This window comes from Acidovorax sp. 210-6 (assembly GCF_010020825.1).
Taxonomy (GTDB): domain Bacteria; phylum Pseudomonadota; class Gammaproteobacteria; order Burkholderiales; family Burkholderiaceae_C; genus Simplicispira; species Simplicispira sedimenti.
Genome location: NZ_JAACJE010000001.1, coordinates 3324902 through 3343763 on the forward strand (window position 1 = coordinate 3324902; position 18862 = coordinate 3343763).

The 18862-nt window shown below is 67.2% G+C and carries 19 protein-coding genes; 5 read left to right on the top strand and 14 right to left on the bottom strand.

The annotated features are described in order from the left end of the window. Positions 1-107: 107 nt before the first annotated feature. The 8 genes from ssuC to GWK50_RS15470 form a co-directional block, all read right to left on the bottom strand. On the bottom strand, positions 108-962 hold the full coding sequence (gene ssuC / locus GWK50_RS15440) for an aliphatic sulfonate ABC transporter permease SsuC (RefSeq protein ID WP_162017249.1): 855 nt from the start codon (positions 960-962) through the stop codon (positions 108-110). A 14-nt stretch (positions 963-976) separates the two neighbouring features. Beyond that, positions 977-1117, bottom strand: coding sequence for a hypothetical protein (locus GWK50_RS19660; protein WP_197905026.1), 141 nt, complete (start codon positions 1115-1117; stop codon positions 977-979). 21 nt (positions 1118-1138) lie between these two features. Next, entirely contained in the window at positions 1139-2104 is a 966-nt protein-coding gene (locus GWK50_RS15445) for a sulfonate ABC transporter substrate-binding protein (RefSeq protein ID WP_162017250.1), read from the bottom strand. 119 nt (positions 2105-2223) lie between these two features. Next, positions 2224-2814, bottom strand: coding sequence for an NADPH-dependent FMN reductase (ssuE, locus tag GWK50_RS15450; RefSeq protein ID WP_162017251.1), 591 nt, complete (start codon positions 2812-2814; stop codon positions 2224-2226). Between the two features lie 70 nt (positions 2815-2884). Then, positions 2885-3898 carry a sulfate ABC transporter substrate-binding protein gene (locus tag GWK50_RS15455; RefSeq protein WP_162017252.1) on the bottom strand — a complete coding sequence of 338 codons (1014 nt, stop codon included), beginning with the start codon at positions 3896-3898 and terminating at the stop codon, positions 2885-2887. Between the two features lie 183 nt (positions 3899-4081). Then, on the bottom strand, positions 4082-4756 hold the full coding sequence (gene rsmD, locus GWK50_RS15460; RefSeq protein ID WP_162017253.1) for a 16S rRNA (guanine(966)-N(2))-methyltransferase RsmD: 675 nt from the start codon (positions 4754-4756) through the stop codon (positions 4082-4084). Beyond that, positions 4753-6099, bottom strand: a complete 1347-nt coding sequence (locus GWK50_RS15465) for a pitrilysin family protein (RefSeq protein WP_162017254.1) — start codon at positions 6097-6099, stop codon at positions 4753-4755. The genes rsmD and GWK50_RS15465 overlap by 4 nt, the downstream gene beginning before the upstream one ends. Before the next feature lie 34 nt (positions 6100-6133). Next, positions 6134-7567, bottom strand: a complete 1434-nt coding sequence (locus GWK50_RS15470) for a pitrilysin family protein (RefSeq protein WP_162017255.1) — start codon at positions 7565-7567, stop codon at positions 6134-6136. A gap of 349 nt (positions 7568-7916) precedes the next feature. Here GWK50_RS15470 and ftsY point away from each other — a divergent pair, with 349 nt between their 5' ends. The 3 genes from ftsY (at position 7917) to GWK50_RS15485 (ending at position 12972) form a co-directional block, all read left to right on the top strand. Next, on the top strand, positions 7917-9062 hold the full coding sequence (gene ftsY / locus GWK50_RS15475) for a signal recognition particle-docking protein FtsY (protein ID WP_162018143.1): 1146 nt from the start codon (positions 7917-7919) through the stop codon (positions 9060-9062). Between the two features lie 134 nt (positions 9063-9196). Continuing rightward, positions 9197-11848, top strand: a complete 2652-nt coding sequence (locus GWK50_RS15480; protein WP_162017256.1) for an EAL domain-containing protein — start codon at positions 9197-9199, stop codon at positions 11846-11848. Between the two features lie 65 nt (positions 11849-11913). Further along, positions 11914-12972, top strand: a complete 1059-nt coding sequence (locus tag GWK50_RS15485) for a hypothetical protein (protein WP_162017257.1) — start codon at positions 11914-11916, stop codon at positions 12970-12972. Between the two features lie 15 nt (positions 12973-12987). Here GWK50_RS15485 and cutA read toward each other — a convergent pair whose 3' ends face one another. Further along, positions 12988-13320 (bottom strand): divalent-cation tolerance protein CutA, encoded by a 333-nt coding sequence (cutA, locus tag GWK50_RS15490; RefSeq protein WP_162017258.1) that lies wholly within the window; start codon positions 13318-13320, stop codon positions 12988-12990. A gap of 146 nt (positions 13321-13466) precedes the next feature. Here cutA and rpoH point away from each other — a divergent pair, with 146 nt between their 5' ends. Further along, positions 13467-14402, top strand: coding sequence for an RNA polymerase sigma factor RpoH (gene rpoH, locus GWK50_RS15495; protein WP_162017259.1), 936 nt, complete (start codon positions 13467-13469; stop codon positions 14400-14402). A gap of 79 nt (positions 14403-14481) precedes the next feature. Here the strand turns inward: rpoH and GWK50_RS15500 are convergent, their stop codons facing one another. Genes GWK50_RS15500 through GWK50_RS15520 form a run of 5 tightly spaced genes read right to left on the bottom strand, consistent with a single transcriptional unit; the run spans position 14482 to position 18631 of the window. Beyond that, positions 14482-15096, bottom strand: coding sequence for an SCO family protein (locus GWK50_RS15500; RefSeq protein WP_162017260.1), 615 nt, complete (start codon positions 15094-15096; stop codon positions 14482-14484). Between the two features lie 11 nt (positions 15097-15107). Beyond that, the gene (cyoE, locus tag GWK50_RS15505; RefSeq protein ID WP_162017261.1) at positions 15108-16004 is read right to left on the bottom strand and encodes a heme o synthase; all 897 of its coding nucleotides are present in this window, start codon (positions 16002-16004) and stop codon (positions 15108-15110) included. Next, on the bottom strand, positions 16001-17206 hold the full coding sequence (locus tag GWK50_RS15510) for a COX15/CtaA family protein (RefSeq protein ID WP_162017262.1): 1206 nt from the start codon (positions 17204-17206) through the stop codon (positions 16001-16003). The genes cyoE and GWK50_RS15510 overlap by 4 nt, the downstream gene beginning before the upstream one ends. After that, positions 17203-17898 (bottom strand): hypothetical protein, encoded by a 696-nt coding sequence (locus tag GWK50_RS15515; RefSeq protein WP_162017263.1) that lies wholly within the window; start codon positions 17896-17898, stop codon positions 17203-17205. The genes GWK50_RS15510 and GWK50_RS15515 overlap by 4 nt, the downstream gene beginning before the upstream one ends. Then, positions 17843-18631 carry an SURF1 family protein gene (locus GWK50_RS15520; protein ID WP_242455400.1) on the bottom strand — a complete coding sequence of 263 codons (789 nt, stop codon included), beginning with the start codon at positions 18629-18631 and terminating at the stop codon, positions 17843-17845. Before GWK50_RS15520 ends, GWK50_RS15515 begins: the two co-directional genes overlap by 56 nt. Here GWK50_RS15520 and GWK50_RS15525 point away from each other — a divergent pair. Then, positions 18630-18860 carry a twin transmembrane helix small protein gene (locus GWK50_RS15525; RefSeq protein ID WP_162017265.1) on the top strand — a complete coding sequence of 77 codons (231 nt, stop codon included), beginning with the start codon at positions 18630-18632 and terminating at the stop codon, positions 18858-18860. The genes GWK50_RS15520 and GWK50_RS15525 overlap by 2 nt on opposite strands. Positions 18861-18862: the final 2 nt, after the last annotated feature.

Genomic DNA, 18862 nt, shown 5'->3' on the forward strand with positions numbered 1-18862 from the left:
CGGTGGGGGATTTTTGGTTTTCTGAAGTCAAAGGGGCCTCCCGCGCCCGATTGACGGGCGCTAGCAGCTATGAAAAGAGGAGTGGATGAGTGGTGCGGTACGCCGACCTAGCCTTGGTAACCGGGATGCCAGCGCAGCCACCAGCGTTCAAGACCCTTGGCGAAAAGGTCGGCCAGCTTGCCCAGCAGCGCGTAGAGCAGGATGCCCACGAGCACGATGTCGGTCTGCAGGAATTCGCGTGCGTTCATCGTCAGGTAGCCGATGCCGGCCTGCGCCGAGATGGTCTCGGCCACGATCAAGATCACCCACATCAGCCCGAGCGAGAAGCGCAGCCCCACCAGGATGGACGACAGCGCGCCGGGCAGCACGATCTGTCGGTAGAGCTGCCAGCGGTTCAGGCCGTAGGTGCGCCCCATCTCGATCAGGCCCGGGTCCACGCCGCGGATGCCGTGGAAGGTGTTGAGGTAGATGGGGAAGAACACCGACACGGCGATGAGGAACAGCTTGGCCGCCTCGTCGATGCCGAACCACAGGATCACCAGCGGAATCAGCGCCAGCGCCGGGATGTTGCGCACCATCTGGATGCTGGTGTCGAGCAGCGCCTCGGCCCAGCGCGCCGAGCCCGTGAGCAGGCCCAGCACCAACCCCAGCCCACCGCCGATGGCCAGCCCGGTGAGCGCGCGGCCGGCGCTGACCTGCACATGGGTCCACAGCTCGCCCGAGGCAGCGAGTGCGCTGGCGGCGCGCACCACGTCCAGCGGCGCGGGCAGCACGCGGCTGGAGAGCCAGCCCCATTGCGATGCGGCCTGCCACAAGGCCACCAGCGCCACGGGCACGAGCCAGGGCAGAAGCCGGCGGGCCACCCCCCAGGCATGACGCCAGGCGTGGCGCCGGGCGGCGAGCGCCCAGGCAGGGGAAAGGGCGGCCGAGGGTGGCGGTCCGGCAAGGGTCTTGGTGGTCATGCGGTTCTCCAGCCTCAGTACGAGATGGCAAAGCCTGCCCTGGGGGCGCGGCGCAGCACGCGGCGCTGCCGGGGGTGCAGGCCCCAGGCATTGGCCGTGGTTTCCAGCAGGCGCTGCAGGCGCTCATGCAGGGGAAAGGACACAGGGGTGTTCATGGCATGTGCTCCTTGGTGCGATCAACCCAGATCCACCGGCGCGGCGTGCCGCAGGTTGAGCTTTTTCGGGATCAACTTGAGTTCAAAAAAGGTGTCGGCAATCTGCTGCTGCTCGGCCAGGATCTCGGGCGTGACCGGCCCGACGCCAAAGCGCGCGCGCCCCAGGTACAGATCGGTGATGGCCTTGTCCAGCCCCAGCACCGCCGACAGCTCAGTGGCCGCAGCCTCCTTGTTCTTCGAGGCCCAGGTGTCGATGCCGTTGACCTCCTCGATGGCGATGCGCAGTACGTCGGTGTTCTTCGTGGCGAAGTCGCGCGAGGTGAAGTAGTAGGCGCGGTTGTTCACCACGCCGGTGGCATCGACGAGCAGGCGCGCGTCCAGCGTCTTCTGGGCGGCGGCGAGGAAAGGGTCCCAGATGATCCAGGCGTCCACGGCGCCACGCTCGAAGGCGGCGCGCGCATCGGCCGGGGCCAGGAACACCGACTGCACATCGCCGTACTTCAGGCCGTGCTTTTCCAGCAGCTTAACCAGGAAGTACTGCACGTTCGAGCCCTTGTTGTAGGCCACGCGCTTGCCCTTGAGGTCGGCCACGGAGCGGATGCTGGAACCCTGGGGCACGATCACCGCCTCCAGCGCGGGGCGCGGCACCGTGGCGCCCGCGTAGACCAGCGGCGCGCCAGCGGCCTGGGCGAAGATGGGCGGTGCCTCGCCCACGTCGCCAAAGTCGATGGAGCCGACGTTCAGTGCTTCGAGCTGCACCGGACCGGCGGTGAACTCCGTCCAGGTGACCTTCACGCCCAGCGGCGCCAGGCGCTTTTCCAGCGTGCCGCGCCCCTTGAGGATGGACAGCCAGCCCTTCTGGTGGCCGATGCGCAGCACGCGGCCGCCCTGCTGGGCCAGGACGCCGCTGCTGGCCCCCAGCGCGGTAGCGGCCAGGCCGGTGGCAAGGATCTGGCGGCGGGTGAACGATGGCTTGAAAGAGGTCATGGAAATACTCCGAGGGGTCGTTGCGCGGGCAAGGCTCCGCCCTTGCCGCGTGCGCGGGTTCAAAAAATGGGGACAGGGGAAGGATTCAGGCCGGGCCGGTGCGCCCGGGCTTCAGGGCGTCACACGCTACATCGCACCTGCGAGAAGGGCACCGGCGCGAACCGGGTGGCCTGCGCGGGCGAGGGGCGCAGCGTCTCGGTCACGAGCAGGTTCACTGCGTCGTCCAGGCGGGTGGCGATGTCGCGCCCCACGGTGTAGGCCCCTTCCGGGGTCACCGTGACCTGGGCATCGGTGGCATAGACGCCCGGCAGGATGTGCTTGGCCCCAAGCGACTGCAGCACGGGCCGCAGCGCATAGTCCAGCGCCAGCATGTGGTGCGGGCTGCCGCCCGTGGCCAGCGGCAGCACGGTCTTGCCCTGCAGCGCGGTCTGCGGCAGCAGGTCGAGAAAGACCTTGAGCACGCCGCTGTAGGCGGCCTTGTACACCGGCGTGGATACCACCAGCACGCGCGCCTGCGCCACCTGGGCCACGGCCTGGCTGATGCTGCGGTGGTGCGTGTCGGCCAGCAGCAGCGCCTGGGGCGAGAGGTCACGGACATGGATGCGGTCCACGAGCGCGCCGCGTACCGTCAGGCGCTGGGCCACGGCATCCAGCAAGGCGGCGGAACGTGAACGCTCCGACGGGCTGCCAGCGATCAACAAGGTGGACATGGCGTTCCTTTGCTTCTATTTTTATAGCTACTGGCGCTTTATTCATAAGCGGCAGGGGCTGATTTGGCTCTTATTTCCGGGTGTAGATCTGGTCAAACGCAGCACCATCGGCGAAGTGGTCCTTGGCGGCCTTTTCCCAACCACCAAAGGCGGCATCGATGGTGAACAGTTGCAGCGCAGGGAACTGCTTGGCGTACTTGGCCTTGGCTTTCTCGGAGATGGCCGGGCGGTAGAAATGCCGGCCCACGATGTCCTGGCCCTCTTCGGTGTAGAGGTGCTTCAGGTAGGCCTCGGCCACGGCGCGCGTGCCCTTCTTGTCCACGTTCTTGTCCACCACGGTGACGGCGGGCTCGGCCAGGATGGAGAGCGAGGGATAGACCACATCGACCTTGCTGCCAAACTCCTTCTCCAGCAGATAGGCCTCGTTCTCCCAGCTGATGAACACATCGCCCTGGTTGCGCTGCGCGAAGGTCACCGAAGAGCCACGCGCACCGGTATCGAGCACCGGCACATTGGCGTACAGCCTGGTCACGAAGTCTTTGGCCTTGGCATCGCCACCGTACTTGCGCTTGGCGAACTCCCACGCCGCCAGGTAGTTCCAGCGCGCGCCGCCCGAGGTCTTGGGGTTGGGCGTGATGACGCTGATGCCGGGCCTGACGAGGTCGTCCCAGTCCTTGATGCCCTTGGGGTTGCCCTGGCGCACCACCAGCACGATGGTGGAGGTGTAGGGCGCGCTGTTGTGCGGCAGGCGCTTCTGCCAGTCCTTGGCGATCCAGCCGCCGTTGGCGTGCAGCGCGTCGGTGTCGCCGGCCAGGGCCAGGGTGGCCACGTCGGCCTCCAGCCCGTCGATGATGGAGCGCGCCTGCTTGCCCGAGCCGCCATGGCTTTGCTTGATGGTCAGGTCCTGGCCGGTCTGGGCCTTCCAGTGCTTGGCAAAGGCCTGGTTGAACTCCACATACAGCTCACGCGTCGGGTCGTAGGACACGTTGAGCAGGGTCACGCCCTGGGCCCAGGCGGATGCGGCGCCCAGGGTCAGTACAGCGGCGGCCAGGGGTAGCTGGATGAAACGACGGCGAAAATTCATGGTGTAGTTCCTGTGGTTTTGTGGTGTGGTGAAAGGATTGTGGAATCCACACTTCAAAACTGGAACTACTGTGTTTTTGGTTTTTTATTACCAAAACATCTAAAAACCCGGTAAACCGGCGCCCCCCAGGCCTGAGCTCCCGCGCAAGGGCCGCCCCGCAGGCGCCACAGGGGGGTGTTTATCTCACGCCCGTCGCAGCAGGTGCGCATGCACCGCACCGGCGCGCAGGTGGCGGTGCAGCGCCAGGCCCAGGGAGGCCAGGGCGGCTTCGTCCCAGGCTTGTGGAGCCTCCAGATAGACCCAGCCCTGGGGGCCCACGGCCTGGGCTGCGGCCTGCAGGGCGGGCTGGAACAGCGCGCTGTCGAACGGCGGATCGAGCAGCACCAGGTCCAGGCTGGCGGCAGCGCACTGGCGCAGGGCGGCCACGCCGTCGCCCCGGCGCACCTGCACGCTGCGGGCCTGCAGGCGCTGCACATGCTGCTGCAGGCGCGCCAGCAGTTCACCGTCCTGCTCTACCAGCACCACCGACGCTGCGCCACGCGAAGCGGCCTCCAGCCCCAGGGCGCCGGTGCCGGCAAAGGCGTCCAGGCAGCGCCAGCCGGTCAAATCCTGGCCCAGCCAGTTGAACAGGGTTTCACGCACGCGGTCGGGCGTGGGGCGCAGGCCGGGGCGCTGGGGCACAGGCAGGCGGGTGCGCTTCCATTGCCCGCCGATGATGCGGATTTCGCCCGCGCCCTGGGCGCCTCGGGCGCGCACTGGCGCTGCGGGGGAGGCTGCGCTGCGGACCGGGGCAGCGGCAGAGGCCACACCTTTACGCAGGGCAGCCTGCACCTTGGCCATGCTCAGGCGGCTGCTCATGGCTGCGCGCCCACCACCACGGTGACCATACGCGCAGGCTGGAGCTTGCGCGCCATGGCAGCCTTGACGTCGGCCACGGTGAGGGCTTCCACGCGGCGCGTCCAGCCATCCAGGTAGTCCAGCGGCAGGCCGTAGGTGGCGATGTTGACCACATTGGCCAGCAGCTTGCGGTTGCTGTCGATGCGCAGCGCAAAGCCGCCCACCAGGTTGTCCTTGGCGGCGCGCAGCTCTTCTTCGGTGGGGCCCTCGGCGACGAAGCGCTCGACCACTTCGTGCGCGACCTGCACGGCCTGCGCGGCCTGGTCGGGCCGGGTCTGCAGGTTGATGCTGAACGCGCCCGCATGCAGGCCCGGCGCAAAACCGCTGTACACGCTGTAGCTCAGGCCGCGCTTTTCGCGCACCTCTTCGGTCAGGCGCGAGACAAAGCCCCCGCCGCCCAGGATGTGGTTGCCCACCAGCAGCGCGATGAAGTCGGGGTCCTTGCGCGCAAAGCCGGGCTGGCCGATGTACACATGGGCCTGGGCCGAGGCAAAGGGGATGTTCTGCTGCGCTGCAGCCTTGAGCGGCTCCACCTCAGGCACGGCAGGCAGCGGGGCGCAGGGGCTGGAGGCCGGCAGGCGCGCCAGCAGCGCAGCCACCAGCAGCCGCGCCTGCGCCTTGCCCACCGCGCCCACGATGTGCACGCGGGCGCGGCAGGCGTCCAGGTGCTGGGCGTGAAAGCGCTGCAGGTCGGCCACCTGGATGCGCTCCAGCGTTTGCGGCGTGGGGCGCTGCCCATAGGGATGGCTGCCAAACACGGCACTCGAAAACGCCTTGGCGGCCACGGTGCCGGGCCGGGTGTCGGCCTCGCGCAGGCTGGCGCTCCAGCGGGCGCGCTCGCGCGCCCACACCTCGGGCGGCAGGGCGGGCTCGGCCATCTGGCGCGCGGCCAGGTGCACGGCCTTGTCGAGCAAGGCGGGCTCGGTGAGCGAACGCAGCGAGAAGCTCAGGGCATCGCGCCCGGCGCTGGCCTCGAACTGCGCGCCCAGGTCGGCCCAGGCTTCGCCCAGGGCGTTTTCGTCCAGGGCGGCAAAGCCGCGCCCGGCGCGCACGCCCTTGGACACCATGCCCGCCAGGGCCTGCGCGAGGCCGGCCTGTTCGGCCGGGTCGCGCCGGGCACCGGCGTCAAAGTCGATCTGCACATCCACCATGGGGATGGCGGTGCTTTCCACCAGCCAGACGCTGGCGCCGCTGGGCTCCTGCCAGTGCTGGATGGGCAGCAGCGCCCAGGCGGATTGGGCATAAAAAAGCACACCAGCGCTTACCAATAAAGCGCGGACAGCTATTATTTTTATAGCATTCATGGCAATGGTTCCAGGGTAGGCCTGAACGTGGGCATCAGTGGCGGTGGGCTGCGGCGGGCGCGCTGCCGGGGCGGGCGGCGCCCGCAGGCAGGGGCTGGGGCAGCAGGGTGGCCACGGTGAGCTGGTCGTCGCCAAAGTAGCGCTGCGCCACGGCCTGCACCTGCTGCGGCGTGACGGTGCGCAACTGCGCCAGCAGACGGTCTTCGGCGTCCAGCGGCCAGCCCTGCACCCAGTGCTGGCCCAGGCTTTGCGCCTGGCGCATGACCGAATCGCGCTCATAGACCTTGGCGGCGATCCACTGGGTCTTGACGCGCTCCAGCTCGGCCGCACTCACACCGTCGCGGGCCACGCGCGCCAGTTCGGCGCGCAGGGCGTCTTCGACCTGCCGCGCCGTCTTGCCCTGGGCCGGGACGCCGGTCAGCACAAACTGCGCAGGCCCGCGCCCCATGACGGAGGCACCGCTGTCGGCGCTGTCGGCCACGCGCTGTGCGCCCTGGGTGAGGGCACGCTCCAGGCGTGCACCGTCGTAGCCGCTGAGCACGGCGGAGAGCACGATCAGCGCCAGCGCGTCGCGGTCTTCGGCGCTGGGGGCGTCCACCGCAGTGAGTGCGGGCACACGGAACGCCAGCGCCACATAGGCCTGCTCGGCCGGGGCCTTGACCTCGATGCGACGCAGGCCGCGCTGGGGCGGCTCGGTGCGCGGCTTGCGCGTGGGCACGGCGCGCGTGGGGATGCTGCCGTAGTACTTTTCGGCCAGCGCACGCACCTGGGCCACATCCACGTCACCCGCCACCACCACGGCGGCGTTGCCCGGCACGTACCACTGGCGGTGGAACTGGCGCACGTCCTCGGGCGTCATGGCATCCAGGTCGCTCATCCAACCGACGATGGGCCGCCGGTAGGGCGAGGCGGTGAAGGCCGCCGCGCTGAGCTGCTCCCACAGCAGGGCACGCGGCTGGTCTTCGGTGCGCAGGCGGCGCTCTTCCTTGACGACCTCGATCTCCTTGCGGAATTCGGCGTCGGGCCATTCGTTATGGGCAAAACGGTCGGCCTCCAGGCGCATCACGTCTTCGAGCCGGTGCGCCGGAATCTGCTGGTAGTAGCCGGTGTAGTCCAGGCTGGTGAAGGCGTTCTCCTGCCCACCCAGGGCCGCCACACGGCGCGAGAACTCGCCCGGCGGCACGCTGCGCGAGCCCTTGAACATCATGTGCTCCAGCACGTGGGCGACGCCCGAGGTGCCATCGACCTCGTCCATGGAGCCCACACGCACCCAGACCATGTGCACCGCCGTGGGCGCGCGCCGGTCGGGCTGCACGATGAGCTGCATGCCGTTGGAGAGCTGGAACTGCTGCGGCCCGGCCACGGCCTGCGCTGCGGCAGGGGTTGCGGGCGCACGCGCCGGTTGCGCCTGGGCAGCCCCGGCGACAAGACAGGCCCACAGGGCCAGGAGGGGTGTGGCGTGTTTCATAGAATGCAGTGATTCTACGAACCCACCAATGTTCAGTTTTTTCAAGAAGAAACCCACGCCTGCGCAGCCCACCGAGGGCAGCGCACCCGCACAGCCGACCGCGCCCTCGCCCGTTTCGCCGCCTGCCGAACCACCGCCCAAGCCCGCCGCCACCGGCGATGCCGACGCCGGCGGCCTGTTTGGCTGGCTGAACAAGCCCATCGCGCCACTGAACGCAGATGCCGCTCCCCCGGTGGCCGTTCCGCCTGCGGCTCCTGCGGCCCCAGCACCTGAAGCGCAGGTGCTGCCAGCCCCCGCAGCGCCGTCGATACCCACGCCCACAGCAGACGTTCCGCCCCCGGCGCCGACACTGGCCCCGGCGCCACCCGCCACGCCGGAACCTGCGGCGCCCGCTGCACCTGCACCTGCACCTGCACCTGCACCTGCACCTGCACCTGCACCTGCACCTGCACCTGCACCTGCACCTGCACCTGCACCTGCCCCTGCCCCTGCCCCTGCCCCTGCCCCTGCCCCTGCCCCTGCCCCTGCCCCTGCCCCTGCCTCTGCCCCTGTCATGGCATCGGCGCCCATGGCAGCGGAGCCAGCGCCAGAGCCTGCGCGCAAGGGCTGGCTCGATCGCCTCAAGTCCGGTCTGCGCAAGACCGGCAGCAGCATTGCCACGGTGTTCACGGGCACGCGCATCGACGACGCGCTGTACGAAGAACTGGAAGACGCCCTGCTGATGGCCGACACCGGCGTCAAGGCCACGCAGTGGCTGCTCACCGACCTCAAGCGCCGCGTCAAGGAAGCCAAGGCCACCGAGCCTGCCGCCGTCAAGGGCCTGCTGGCCGAGGCGCTGACCGAACTGCTGCGCCCGCTGGAAAAGCCCTTGGTGATTGGCGAGCACCAACCCACCGTCATCATGGTGGCGGGGGTCAACGGCGCCGGCAAGACCACCTCCATCGGCAAGCTCACGCGCCACCTGGCCCAGCACGACCAGAAGGTGCTGCTGGCAGCGGCCGACACCTTCCGCGCCGCCGCGCGCGAACAACTGGGCGTATGGGCCGACCGCAACACGGTCGAGATCGTCAGCCAGGAAGGCGGCGACCCCGCCGCCGTGAGCTTTGACGCCGTGACCGCGGGCAAGGCGCGCGGCAAGGACGTGGTGCTGGTGGACACCGCCGGGCGCCTGCCCACACAACTGCACCTGATGGAAGAGCTGAAGAAGATCCGCCGCGTGGTCACCAAGGCCGACGCCACGGCGCCGCACGAGGTGCTGTTGGTCATCGACGGCAACACCGGCCAGAATGCGCTGGCCCAGGTGCGCGCCTTTGACGACGCGCTGCAGCTCACCGGCCTGATCGTGACCAAACTCGACGGCACGGCCAAGGGCGGCGTGCTGGCCGCCATTGCGCAGGAGCGCCCCATTCCGGTGTATTTCATCGGCGTGGGCGAAAAGCTCGAAGACCTGGAAACCTTCAACGCCCGCGAGTTCGCCCAGGCACTGCTGGGCTGACGACCACGCCCCGCCCGGGCCACCGGGCCACGGGGCGGGTTTCCCCGTTTACGCGGGCAGGCGATTGCCGCATGATGGTGCCTTCTTGGCTCCAGGAATCCGTCCACGCTTCCTGTGGACTGGTCCGCGCACCCATGTTCACCGAACTGGTCAAAGCCCTTGCCCTGCTGCTGACCCTGTGCTTTCTGCACGCCAGCCATATCCGCCTGTGGCGACAAAAGCCCACGGCCGGGCGCCTGACCTCGGGGCTGCTGTTCGGCAGCATCGCCGCAATCAGCATGCTCAGCCCGTTGGTATCGGTCGGTCCTGGTGCGATTTTCGATGTGCGCTCCGTGGTGCTGAGCATGGCGGGTCTGTTCGGCGGCCCCGTGGTCGCTGGCTTGGCCGTGGTCATGGCGGGCACCGCGCGCCTGTGGATCGGCGGCGCCGGAACCTGGGTGGGCCTGTCGGTGATCGTGCTTTCCGCCGCCCTGGGTCTGGCCTTCCGCTGGGCCCTGCAGCGGGGACTCGTCCAGGTCAGGCCTGTGCCGCTGCTCGGCTTCGGCCTGCTGCTGCACGCCGTGGCCCTGGGCATGGCCCAGTGGCTGCCAGACACCCTGGCGCAGGAGATGAACCAGCGCCTGACGCTGCTGCTGCTGCTGCTGTCTGCGCCTGCCACGGCCCTGGTCGGGTTGCTGCTGCGCGACGTGGAAGACCGCATGGCCACCGAGCAGGCGCTGCAAGAAAGCGCAGCGCGCCTGCACGCGATTGCCTACGCCATCCCCGATGTACTGCTGGTGCTCGACGCACAGGGCCGCTATGTCGAAGTGCTGTCACCTGAAGAGTCGGCACTTGCAGCACCCGCCCCCGTGCTGCTGGGCAAACGGCTGCATGAGGTGCTGCCAGCCGCTCAGGCGGACCGCTTCATGGAGCTGATCCAGGCCACGCTGCGCAGCGGCCAGACCGAAAGCGTCGAATACGTGATGGAGACACTGTCCGGGCCGCGCCATTTCGAAGGCCGGGCGCGCCCCCTGGGCACACGGGTCAACGGCCAGGCCACGGTGCTCTTTCTCGCCCGCGACATCACCGAGCGCACGCTGGCCGAGAACGCGCTGCGCGAATCCGAGCTGCGCTTTCGCTCGCTGCTGCGCGACATTCCCGCCATCTCGGTGCAGGGCTACCGCGCCGATGGCAGCACCACCTACTGGAACAAGGCCTCCGAAACCCTCTACGGCTACACCGAACAGGAAGCACTGGGCCGCAACCTGCTGGACCTGATCATTCCGACCGAGATGCGCGAGCCGGTACGCAAGGATGTCGCCCGCATGTTCGCCACCGGCCAGCCCATCCCGGCCGGCGAGCTGCGCCTGCGGCGCAAGGATGGCTCGCTCGTCGATGTGTTCTCCAGCCACACGCGCATTGCGGTACCGGGGCAGCCCCCCGAGATGTTCTGCATCGACATCGACATCTCCGCCCGCAAGGCCGCCGAGGAAGAAGCCCGCTACCTGGCCTTCTACGATGCCCTCACCGGCCTGCCCAACCGACGGCTGCTGACCGACCGGCTGCAGCAGGTCATGGCCGGCAGCGCGCGCACGGGCCTGAATGCGGCCGTGCTGTTCGTGGACATTGACAACTTCAAGACCCTGAACGACAGCCGGGGCCACGAGGTGGGCGACCTGCTGCTGGTCGAAGTGGCGCAGCGCCTGCGCGCCTGTCTGCGCGAGCAGGACACGGTGGCGCGGCTCGGTGGCGACGAGTTCGTGCTGGTGCTGCAGAACCTTAGCCCCGATGCCACCGAAGCGGCCGCACAGGTGCGTACGCTGGGCGAACTGCTTCTGACGCAGTTGCGCATGAGCTACCGCCTGGCCGGGCAGGATCACCATTTCACGGCCAGCATCGGTGCCACGCTGCTGCGACATCAGGCCTCGGTGGACGAGGTGCTCAAGCAGGCCGACCTGGCCATGTACCGCGCCAAGGATGCAGGCCGCAACACCCTGCGCTTCTTCGACCCGGACATGCAGGAGGCCGTGAACCAGCGCGCCCTGCTCGAAACCGAGCTGCACGACGGCCTGCGCAATGGCCAGTTCCTGCTGCTCTACCAGCCCCAGGTGGACAGCGAAGGACAGATCACCGGCGCGGAGGTGCTGTTGCGCTGGAAGCACCCTGAAAAGGGACTGGTCTCGCCCGCCCTCTTCGTGCCGTTGGCCGAGGACACCGGCCTCATCCTGCCACTGGGCTACTGGGCCATGGAAACCGCCCTGCGCCAACAGGCCCGCTGGCGCACGGACCCTCGGCTGGCCCACCTGACGCTGGCCATCAATGTGAGCGCGCGCCAGTTCCACCAGGAAGACTTCGTGGCGCAGGTGCTCGACCTGATCGGCTCCACCGGGGCCGACCCGGCGCACATCAAGCTCGAACTGACCGAAAGCCTGCTGCTGCAGGACGTGGCCGGCGTCATCGCCACCATGCAGGCACTCAAGCGGCACGGCCTGGGTTTCTCGCTCGACGACTTCGGCACCGGATACTCCAGCCTGAGCTACCTCAAGCGTTTGCCACTCGACCAGATCAAGATCGACCAGGGCTTCGTGCACGACGTGATGCTGGACCCCAAGGACGCCGCCATCGCCCACACCATCATCGCGCTGGCCAACATGCTCGGCCTGGGCGTGATTGCCGAGGGTGTGGAAACGCCCGAGCATCACCGCTTCCTGATGGAGCATGGTTGCCGCGCATTCCAGGGTTACCTGTTCGGTCGGCCCGAGCCATTGGAGCTGTTTGAGCAACGCGTGCGCGCGCAGCACAGCTGATCCGAGGACTCAAGTAACGCGGCTGTTGTGCCGATATGCCGGTATCCGCTCCTGGGAGTCCGGCCATGAAAGTCACATCCTCTGCCCTGCAGTGGCAGGTGCAGCACAGCGCCACGCGCGTGCAGGCGCAGAGCACCCGGCTGGAAGCCTGGGTAGGCCCGCGCCCAGCGCGCGCTGCCGCAGTCACAGGTCAGCCGTCGGCCCGCGCACTTGCCGCGGCCAGCGCTGCGGCCGTGGCACACAACGCGCCCGCACCCCAGGCCGCGTCCAGCACCAAGGCGCGGGATGCCGACCCCGCCAAGGCACTGACCCCGCACCTGGCCATGGTGCGCGACCTGATCGAACGCATGACCGGCATCCGCGCGCAGGAATTGCGCCTGGCGGACGCTCCAGCGGCCGATCCCGTGGTGCTGCAAGACCCCCGTGCAGCCGCCGTTGCATCCCCGCGCCCTGAATTCGGCCTGGAATTCGAACAGCACACCGTGCTCGAAGAAACCGAGCAGACCCAGTGGGCCGCCCAAGGCGTGGTGCACACCGCCGATGGGCAGGAAATCCGTTTCAGCCTGCAATTGCAAATGCAGCGCAGCTACCGCGAGGAAACGCACCTGCTGGTCCGCCTGGGCAACGCGGCCCAACCGGTGGATCCGCTGGTCATCAACTTTGACGGCATGGCCGCGCAGTTGCAGGACCTGCGCTTTGCCTTCGACCTGGACGGCGATGGCCACACCGAGCAGGTGCCTTTGCTGGCGGGCCAGCGCGCCTACCTGGCGCTGGACGGCAACCGGAACCAGCGCATCGACGATGGACGCGAGCTGTTCGGCCCCGCCACGGGCAACGGCTACAGCGAACTGGCCGAACACGATGAGGACGGCAACGGCTGGATCGATGCCAACGACACCGTGTATGGCGAACTGCGCCTGTGGACCCCCGAGGCCGAAGGGCCTGGCCACCTGCGCACCCTGCAAGAAGCCGGTGTGGGTGCCTTGGCGCTGGCGGCAGCAGACACCCCGTTCTCGCTGCGCACGACCGACAACCGCACGCTGGGCGCCGTGCGCGCCACCAGCGTGTACCTGCGTGAAGACGGCGGCGTGGGGAGCACGCAGCAAATCGACCTGGTGGCCTGAGCACCGGTTCTGAAACTACCAAGCCCCCTGCGTCTCTTGCCGCACCCAGTCGGCGTACGCTGCGCTGGCCTGCTGGGGCTGCACCACCAGTTGCGGCAAGGTATAGGGGTGCTGGGCCTGCAACAGCGCACATAGCCCATCCACCGCCTGGGGAACGGTCTTGCAGACCAGGCGCCACTCGCCATCCTCGTGCAGCGCGCCCTCCCAGCGGTAGTGGGAGGTGATGGCTTCGATCTGCACGCAGGCCGCCAAGCGCTGCGCCAGCACAGCCTGCGCCAGGCGGCGCGCATCCTCTGCCGTGCCCACGGTGGTGGTCACGGCGCTCAGGGTTTCGGAACAAAGAGTCATGGATAGAGACCTCGCCACACAAGTCTGCCACGCAGGAACGCGCCTGACCGCCCCCTCATTTTGTGCAAACCCCAGGGGAACTCCGGAATTAGCAGTCCCTCCAAGAGAGTGCTAATATGAAGGCATACAAGGAAAGGACAAGCCGAATGACCCTTCCCACCATCGCTGCGACGAACGCTGTGGCGCCTGCCAACCCTTGGGCGCTGGTGCCCCCGCTGGGCAATCTGGACGCCTACATTTCTGCGGTCAACCGCCTGCCGCTGCTCACCCCTGAAGAGGAGCAGGAAGCAGCGCGCGCCCTGCGCGACCGCAATGATGTGGACGCCGCAGGACGCTTGGTGATGTCGCATCTGCGCCTGGTGGTGTCCATATCGCGCCAATACCTGGGCTACGGACTGCCACAGGGCGATCTGATCCAGGAAGGCAATGTGGGGCTGATGAAGGCGGTCAAGCGCTTTGACCCCGACCAGGGCGTGCGCCTGGTGAGCTATGCCATGCACTGGATCAGGGCCGAGATCCACGAGTACATCCTGAAGAACTGGCGCATGGTCAAGGTGGCCACCACCAAGGCGCAACGCAAGCTGTTTTTCAACCTGCGCTCGATGAAGCAGGGCTTCAAGGCCGATGCCGACGCGCTGGACACGCACCGCAACACGCTGACCGAGAGCGAAATCGATCAGGTGGCGGCGCAACTGAACGTCAAGCGCGAAGAAGTGCTGGAGATGGAAACGCGCATGTCGGGCGGCGATGTGCTGCTGGACCCTGCCCCGTCGGACGATGGCGAGCAGGCCTATGGCCCCATTGCCTATCTGGCCGATGCGGCGCACGAACCCACCGCCATGATCGAGTCGCGCCAGCGCGACCTGCTGGCCTCCGATGGCATTGCCACGGCGCTGAACAGCCTGGATGCGCGCAGCCGCCGCATCGTGGAGGAGCGCTGGTTGCGCGTCAATGACGACGGCTCGGGTGGCATGACGCTGCACGAACTGGCCGCCGAATACGGCGTGAGCGCCGAGCGCATCCGCCAGATCGAAGTAGCGGCCATGAAAAAGATGAAGAAGGCGCTGGCGGAATTCGCCTGACGGCCTGCTGCCCCCCCCCAGAAACACCAGGGCTGCCATGTGCAGCCCTGCTGCTTTCAGCGCACCCACTCCACAGGCCTCAACGGGCTTCCTTGAGCAACTGCTTCACATCGTGCGCCAGGGCCTCGGCACCGCTGCCGTAGCGGTAGTACACGCGCAGGCGACCCTGGGTGTCGTAGATGTAGCTGCCGGCCGAGTGGTCCATGGTGTAGCTTGTGGGGGTCTTGCCCTCGGCCTTCTTGTAATAGATCTTGAACTCCTTGGCCAAGGCCGCTGTCTGTTCGGCGTTGCCGACCAGGGCCAGGAAGCTGGGGTCGAAGTTGGCCATGTAGGCTTTGAGCATTTCCGGCGTGTCGCGCTCGGGATCCACGGTGATAAAGATGGACTGCAGGCGTTCGCCATCGGCACCGAGCATTTTCTTGACTTCGGCCATCTCCTGCATGGAGGTGGGGCACACATCGGGGCACTGGGTGTAGCCAAAGAACACCACGACGACCTTGCCTTGGAAGTCCTTGATGCTCCGCTGCTGGCCGTTGTGGTCCTTGAGCGGTGCGAAGTCGCGCGCATAGTCCATTTGCGACAGATCCACGCCACGAAACTCCGGTTGGCTTTTGGAACAAGCAGAAAAAATGGCTCCAGCGCTTACAAAAAAAGCGCAAGCAGCTATCGTTTTTATAGCATTTCGACGGGGCATGAACGGGGCTCTCACTGCAGGTAGTGGTCCACCAGCAGGGCTGCAAACAGCAGGCTGAGGTAGACGATGGAAAAACGGAAGGTGCGGCGCGCCAGTGCATCCGAGTAGCTGCGCCACAGCGCGAACCCGTAGGCACAGAAACCTGCGCCCAACAACACAGCGGCGCTCAGGTAGATCCAGGAACTCATGCCGGACACAAAAGGCATGAGGGCAGCGGCAAACAGCACCAGGGTGTACAGGAACACCTGCAGGCGCGTGTAGGCATTGCCATGGGTCACCGGCAGCATGGGAAGGCCGGACTTGCGATAGTCCTCCACCCGGTACAGGGCCAGCGCCCAGAAGTGCGGCGGCGTCCACAAAAAGATGATGAGGAACAGGATCAGCGCCTGCGGCCCCACATCGCCGGTCATGGCGGCCCAGCCCAGCACTGGGGGCATGGCGCCCGAAGCCCCCCCGATGACGATGTTCTGTGGCGTGCGCGGCTTGAGCAGAAGGGTGTAGATGACCGCATAACCCACAAACGTGGCAAAGGTCAGCCACATGGTCAGCGGGTTGGCTCCCTCGTACAGAACGGCCGAACCCGCCAGGCACAGCACCGCAGAAAACAGCAGTGCCTGCATGTCGGTCAGCTCACCCTTGGCCGTGGGGCGCCAGGCGGTGCGCTTCATCTTGGCATCGATGGTTTTCTCGACCAGGCAGTTGAAGGCGGCGGCCGCAGCCGCCACCAGCCAGATTCCCAGGCAGGCCACCAGCATGCGCAGCAGTTGGTCGAGTGTGGGCACGCCAGGCACCGCCAGCACCATGCCGATGAGCGCACAGAACACGATGAGCTGGACCACGCGCGGCTTGGTCAGCGCGTAATACTGCGCCAGGCGCGAGGGGAGCGACACTGCGGCGGTCACGCTCATGCCTTGGCCTTGGCTGTCGCCAGGGGCGTGTTGGATGACACCAGTACGGCCTGTGATGCGCTGGCCTCGCTGGCCGCCAGCGCCCAGGTCAGTACACCCACCAGCGCCGCAGCACCACCGGTGTGCAGCACGGCAGCCGCCAGGGGCCAATCGAGAATCACGTTGCTCAGACCGGTGACGAGCTGCAACGCTGCCAGCGCCAGCAACCACCGTCCCTGCGCTGCCACGGGATGGGTGGAATCCCCTGCACGCAGCATGCGCAGACCCAGTACGACCAGCACCACCAGGACCAGGTAGGCGAACAGTCGGTGCACATAGTGAATGGCCGTGAGCGCCGCAAATCCAATGTGGCTTCCATCCTTGAGCAGGCCCAGCGGACGCCAGATCTCAAAGCCCTGGGCAAAGTCCATGGCAGGCCACCAGCTTCCCTGGCAGGTCGGGAAGGTGGTGCAAGCGAGCACCGCGTAGTTGGTGCTGACCCAACCGCCCAAGGCGACCTGAATCCACACCAGCGCCAGGGCAGCCACCATGGCCCAGCGCAAGTTCACTGGTAGCTGCACAGGTTGTACGCCCTGCACCGTGCGCACCTGCCGCACCGCTTGCGCGCACAACAAGGCCAACAGCACCAGCCCCCCGATCAGGTGCAAAGTGACGATGGCGGGGAACAGCTTCATGGTCACGGTCCAGGCGCCAAACACCCCCTGCAGGCAGACCCACACCAGAGTGGCCACGGCCCAGCCGGGGTGCAGGGGTTCATCACCGGTGCGTCCCTCGCGCTGCCACTGGCGCTTCTGGCGCCACACGCCCACATTGATGGCAATGATCAGCACACCCACGGCGCTGGCAAGGTAGCGATGGATCATCTCCACCCACGCCTTGCCATGCGTGACCGGGCCGGTGGGCATGGCATCCTGGGCCGCACTGATTTCTTCGCGTGCACCGATGGGGCTGGCATTGCCGTAGCAGCCCGGCCAATCGGGACAGCCCAGACCCGAGTCGGTCAGGCGCGTGAAAGCACCGAACATCACCAGATCAAAGGTCAGGAACAGCGTGAGCACCATGAGTGCCTGCAGGCGCTTGCCACGGGCACCGCCCCTGCTGCGCCAGGCCACCCACGCCAAAGGTCCCAGGGCAATGGTCGCTCCCAACAGCATCAGCTGCAGCAGCGGCGCGTAGTCATACAAGGCTTGGGTTTCGTTCATCGAGAGGTTTCCATGCGTCCTGCAGTGTCCCAGGATGAAGAAGCGCGCAACATGCGCTCCAGGTCACGCTTGGCCTTGGCCGCGCCTGCGGCATCCAGTGCCGCAGGGAAGCGCATCATCCAGTTCCCCATAGGGTCCACAACGTATAGGTGTTCGTTCAATCCATGTCCCGGGGCCGGCTCCAGCCAACGCGCCAGCGCCTGGGCATCCACCCGCAGCACCGTGGCCTGCGCCAGCGCCGGTTGCAGCGCCTCAGGCACCGGGGCGTCATCCGTCACAAGCCAGATCCAGTCGAGCCGGTCCTTTTCACGGCCCAGGCCCTCGCGCATCTGGCGCTGCAAATACAGGTGATTTTCGCAGACTGCATCGCAGGCCCCGGAACCCACGCTCACCAGCAGCCACTGATGGCGCAGATCGGACACCCGGCCGGGACGGCCATCCAGCGTGCTGGTGGCCAGCGCTTCGGGGACGGGACGCTGCGGATCAATGAGGCTGCCAAAGTTGCGCCGCCCTTCCGGCCGCACCACGTAGTAGGCAAAGTACGACGCCAGCACCGGCGCCAGACAAGCCAGCAGCAGCACCAGCAAAGTCCAGCGCGCACGGCGCCGAGCGCGCGCCGCCTCGGGCTTGTCGCCTTCAGGCGGTGCGAGGGCTGCGAGGGTGGAGGCGTCGGACAAATTGGAACCAGACATAAAGCAGTGCAATCAGGCCGCTGAGCCCGAACCATTGGAAAGCGTAGCCGTGGTGCTTCTCCACCCCGGCGCTGAATGCGGGCCACTGACGCAGCAGGCCATCGGCAGGCCCCTGGGTCTGCACCACCGTCAAGGGTGCCAGGGCCAGGCCGGTTTCTGCCGCAAATGCGGCCAACTCCAGATTCTGCCGGATGCGCGAAGTCCCTGGTCCCTTGTCGGCACCAGCCAGTTCCAGAAGACGCGAGGGCCCCAGCGCGAGCCGTCCGGTCACCTCGACCTCGCCTTGCGGTGTCTCTACGCTCGCCAGCGCCGTGCGGTCCTGGAAATTGCGCGCAATCCAGCCACGCTGCACCAGCACGCTGTGCGCGGCCCCTTCCAGCTGCAGCGGTGTCAGCACAAAGAATCCTGGCCGACCGTTCATCTGGCGGTTGTCCAGGTACACCGTGTGCTCAGCCAACCAACGTCCACGCAGGTGCACGGTGCGATGCAGCAGGTCAGCGGCCTGCTCGGTGCCGGGGCGCAAGGCCTGCACCGCTTCATGGGATGTGAGGGGTGACTGGGTGGCACGCGTTTCCACCGCCGTCTGCAGGGCCTGCTTCTGGGCAGCCCGGTCCATTTGCCACCGACCCAGGGACGCGGTCACCCCCACGGCCAACACCGCAGCCAGGGTCACACTCCAGAATCGCCCTTGTGCCTGCATGCCTTGTACCGTCCCGGGATAATCGCTTTCCATGAAAACCATGGTTCTGCTCGCCTTTCTGGCCATTCTTGCCAGCCTGGGCTCTGCATTGTTCTTCATGCTGCGCGGCGACCGCAAGCCTGCCCCCCACAGTGAAGACAATGGCCGACGCATGGCCCGTATGCTGGCCTGGCGCGTGGGACTGTCGATCGCGCTCTTCATCGCCCTGCTGCTGGCCTGGAAGCTGGGTTACATCCAGCCCACCGGCCTGCCCGCAGCGTAGCG

What these genes read in the sequence shown, in the direction of transcription:
- ssuC (WP_162017249.1), bottom strand. Translation starts at nt 962, where the DNA reads ATGACCACCAAGACCCTTGCCGGACCGCCACCCTCGGCCGCCCTTTCC.
- GWK50_RS19660 (WP_197905026.1), bottom strand. Translation starts at nt 1,117, where the DNA reads ATGAACACCCCTGTGTCCTTTCCCCTGCATGAGCGCCTGCAGCGCCTG.
- GWK50_RS15445 (WP_162017250.1), bottom strand. Translation starts at nt 2,104, where the DNA reads ATGACCTCTTTCAAGCCATCGTTCACCCGCCGCCAGATCCTTGCCACC.
- ssuE (WP_162017251.1), bottom strand. Translation starts at nt 2,814, where the DNA reads ATGTCCACCTTGTTGATCGCTGGCAGCCCGTCGGAGCGTTCACGTTCC.
- GWK50_RS15455 (WP_162017252.1), bottom strand. Translation starts at nt 3,898, where the DNA reads ATGAATTTTCGCCGTCGTTTCATCCAGCTACCCCTGGCCGCCGCTGTA.
- rsmD (WP_162017253.1), bottom strand. Translation starts at nt 4,756, where the DNA reads ATGAGCAGCCGCCTGAGCATGGCCAAGGTGCAGGCTGCCCTGCGTAAA.
- GWK50_RS15465 (WP_162017254.1), bottom strand. Translation starts at nt 6,099, where the DNA reads ATGAATGCTATAAAAATAATAGCTGTCCGCGCTTTATTGGTAAGCGCT.
- GWK50_RS15470 (WP_162017255.1), bottom strand. Translation starts at nt 7,567, where the DNA reads ATGAAACACGCCACACCCCTCCTGGCCCTGTGGGCCTGTCTTGTCGCC.
- GWK50_RS15480 (WP_162017256.1), top strand. Translation starts at nt 9,197, where the DNA reads ATGTTCACCGAACTGGTCAAAGCCCTTGCCCTGCTGCTGACCCTGTGC.
- GWK50_RS15485 (WP_162017257.1), top strand. Translation starts at nt 11,914, where the DNA reads ATGAAAGTCACATCCTCTGCCCTGCAGTGGCAGGTGCAGCACAGCGCC.
- cutA (WP_162017258.1), bottom strand. Translation starts at nt 13,320, where the DNA reads ATGACTCTTTGTTCCGAAACCCTGAGCGCCGTGACCACCACCGTGGGC.
- rpoH (WP_162017259.1), top strand. Translation starts at nt 13,467, where the DNA reads ATGACCCTTCCCACCATCGCTGCGACGAACGCTGTGGCGCCTGCCAAC.
- GWK50_RS15500 (WP_162017260.1), bottom strand. Translation starts at nt 15,096, where the DNA reads ATGCCCCGTCGAAATGCTATAAAAACGATAGCTGCTTGCGCTTTTTTT.
- cyoE (WP_162017261.1), bottom strand. Translation starts at nt 16,004, where the DNA reads ATGAGCGTGACCGCCGCAGTGTCGCTCCCCTCGCGCCTGGCGCAGTAT.
- GWK50_RS15510 (WP_162017262.1), bottom strand. Translation starts at nt 17,206, where the DNA reads ATGAACGAAACCCAAGCCTTGTATGACTACGCGCCGCTGCTGCAGCTG.
- GWK50_RS15515 (WP_162017263.1), bottom strand. Translation starts at nt 17,898, where the DNA reads ATGTCTGGTTCCAATTTGTCCGACGCCTCCACCCTCGCAGCCCTCGCA.
- GWK50_RS15525 (WP_162017265.1), top strand. Translation starts at nt 18,630, where the DNA reads ATGAAAACCATGGTTCTGCTCGCCTTTCTGGCCATTCTTGCCAGCCTG.
- GWK50_RS15520 (WP_242455400.1), bottom strand. Translation starts at nt 18,631, where the DNA reads ATGGAAAGCGATTATCCCGGGACGGTACAAGGCATGCAGGCACAAGGG.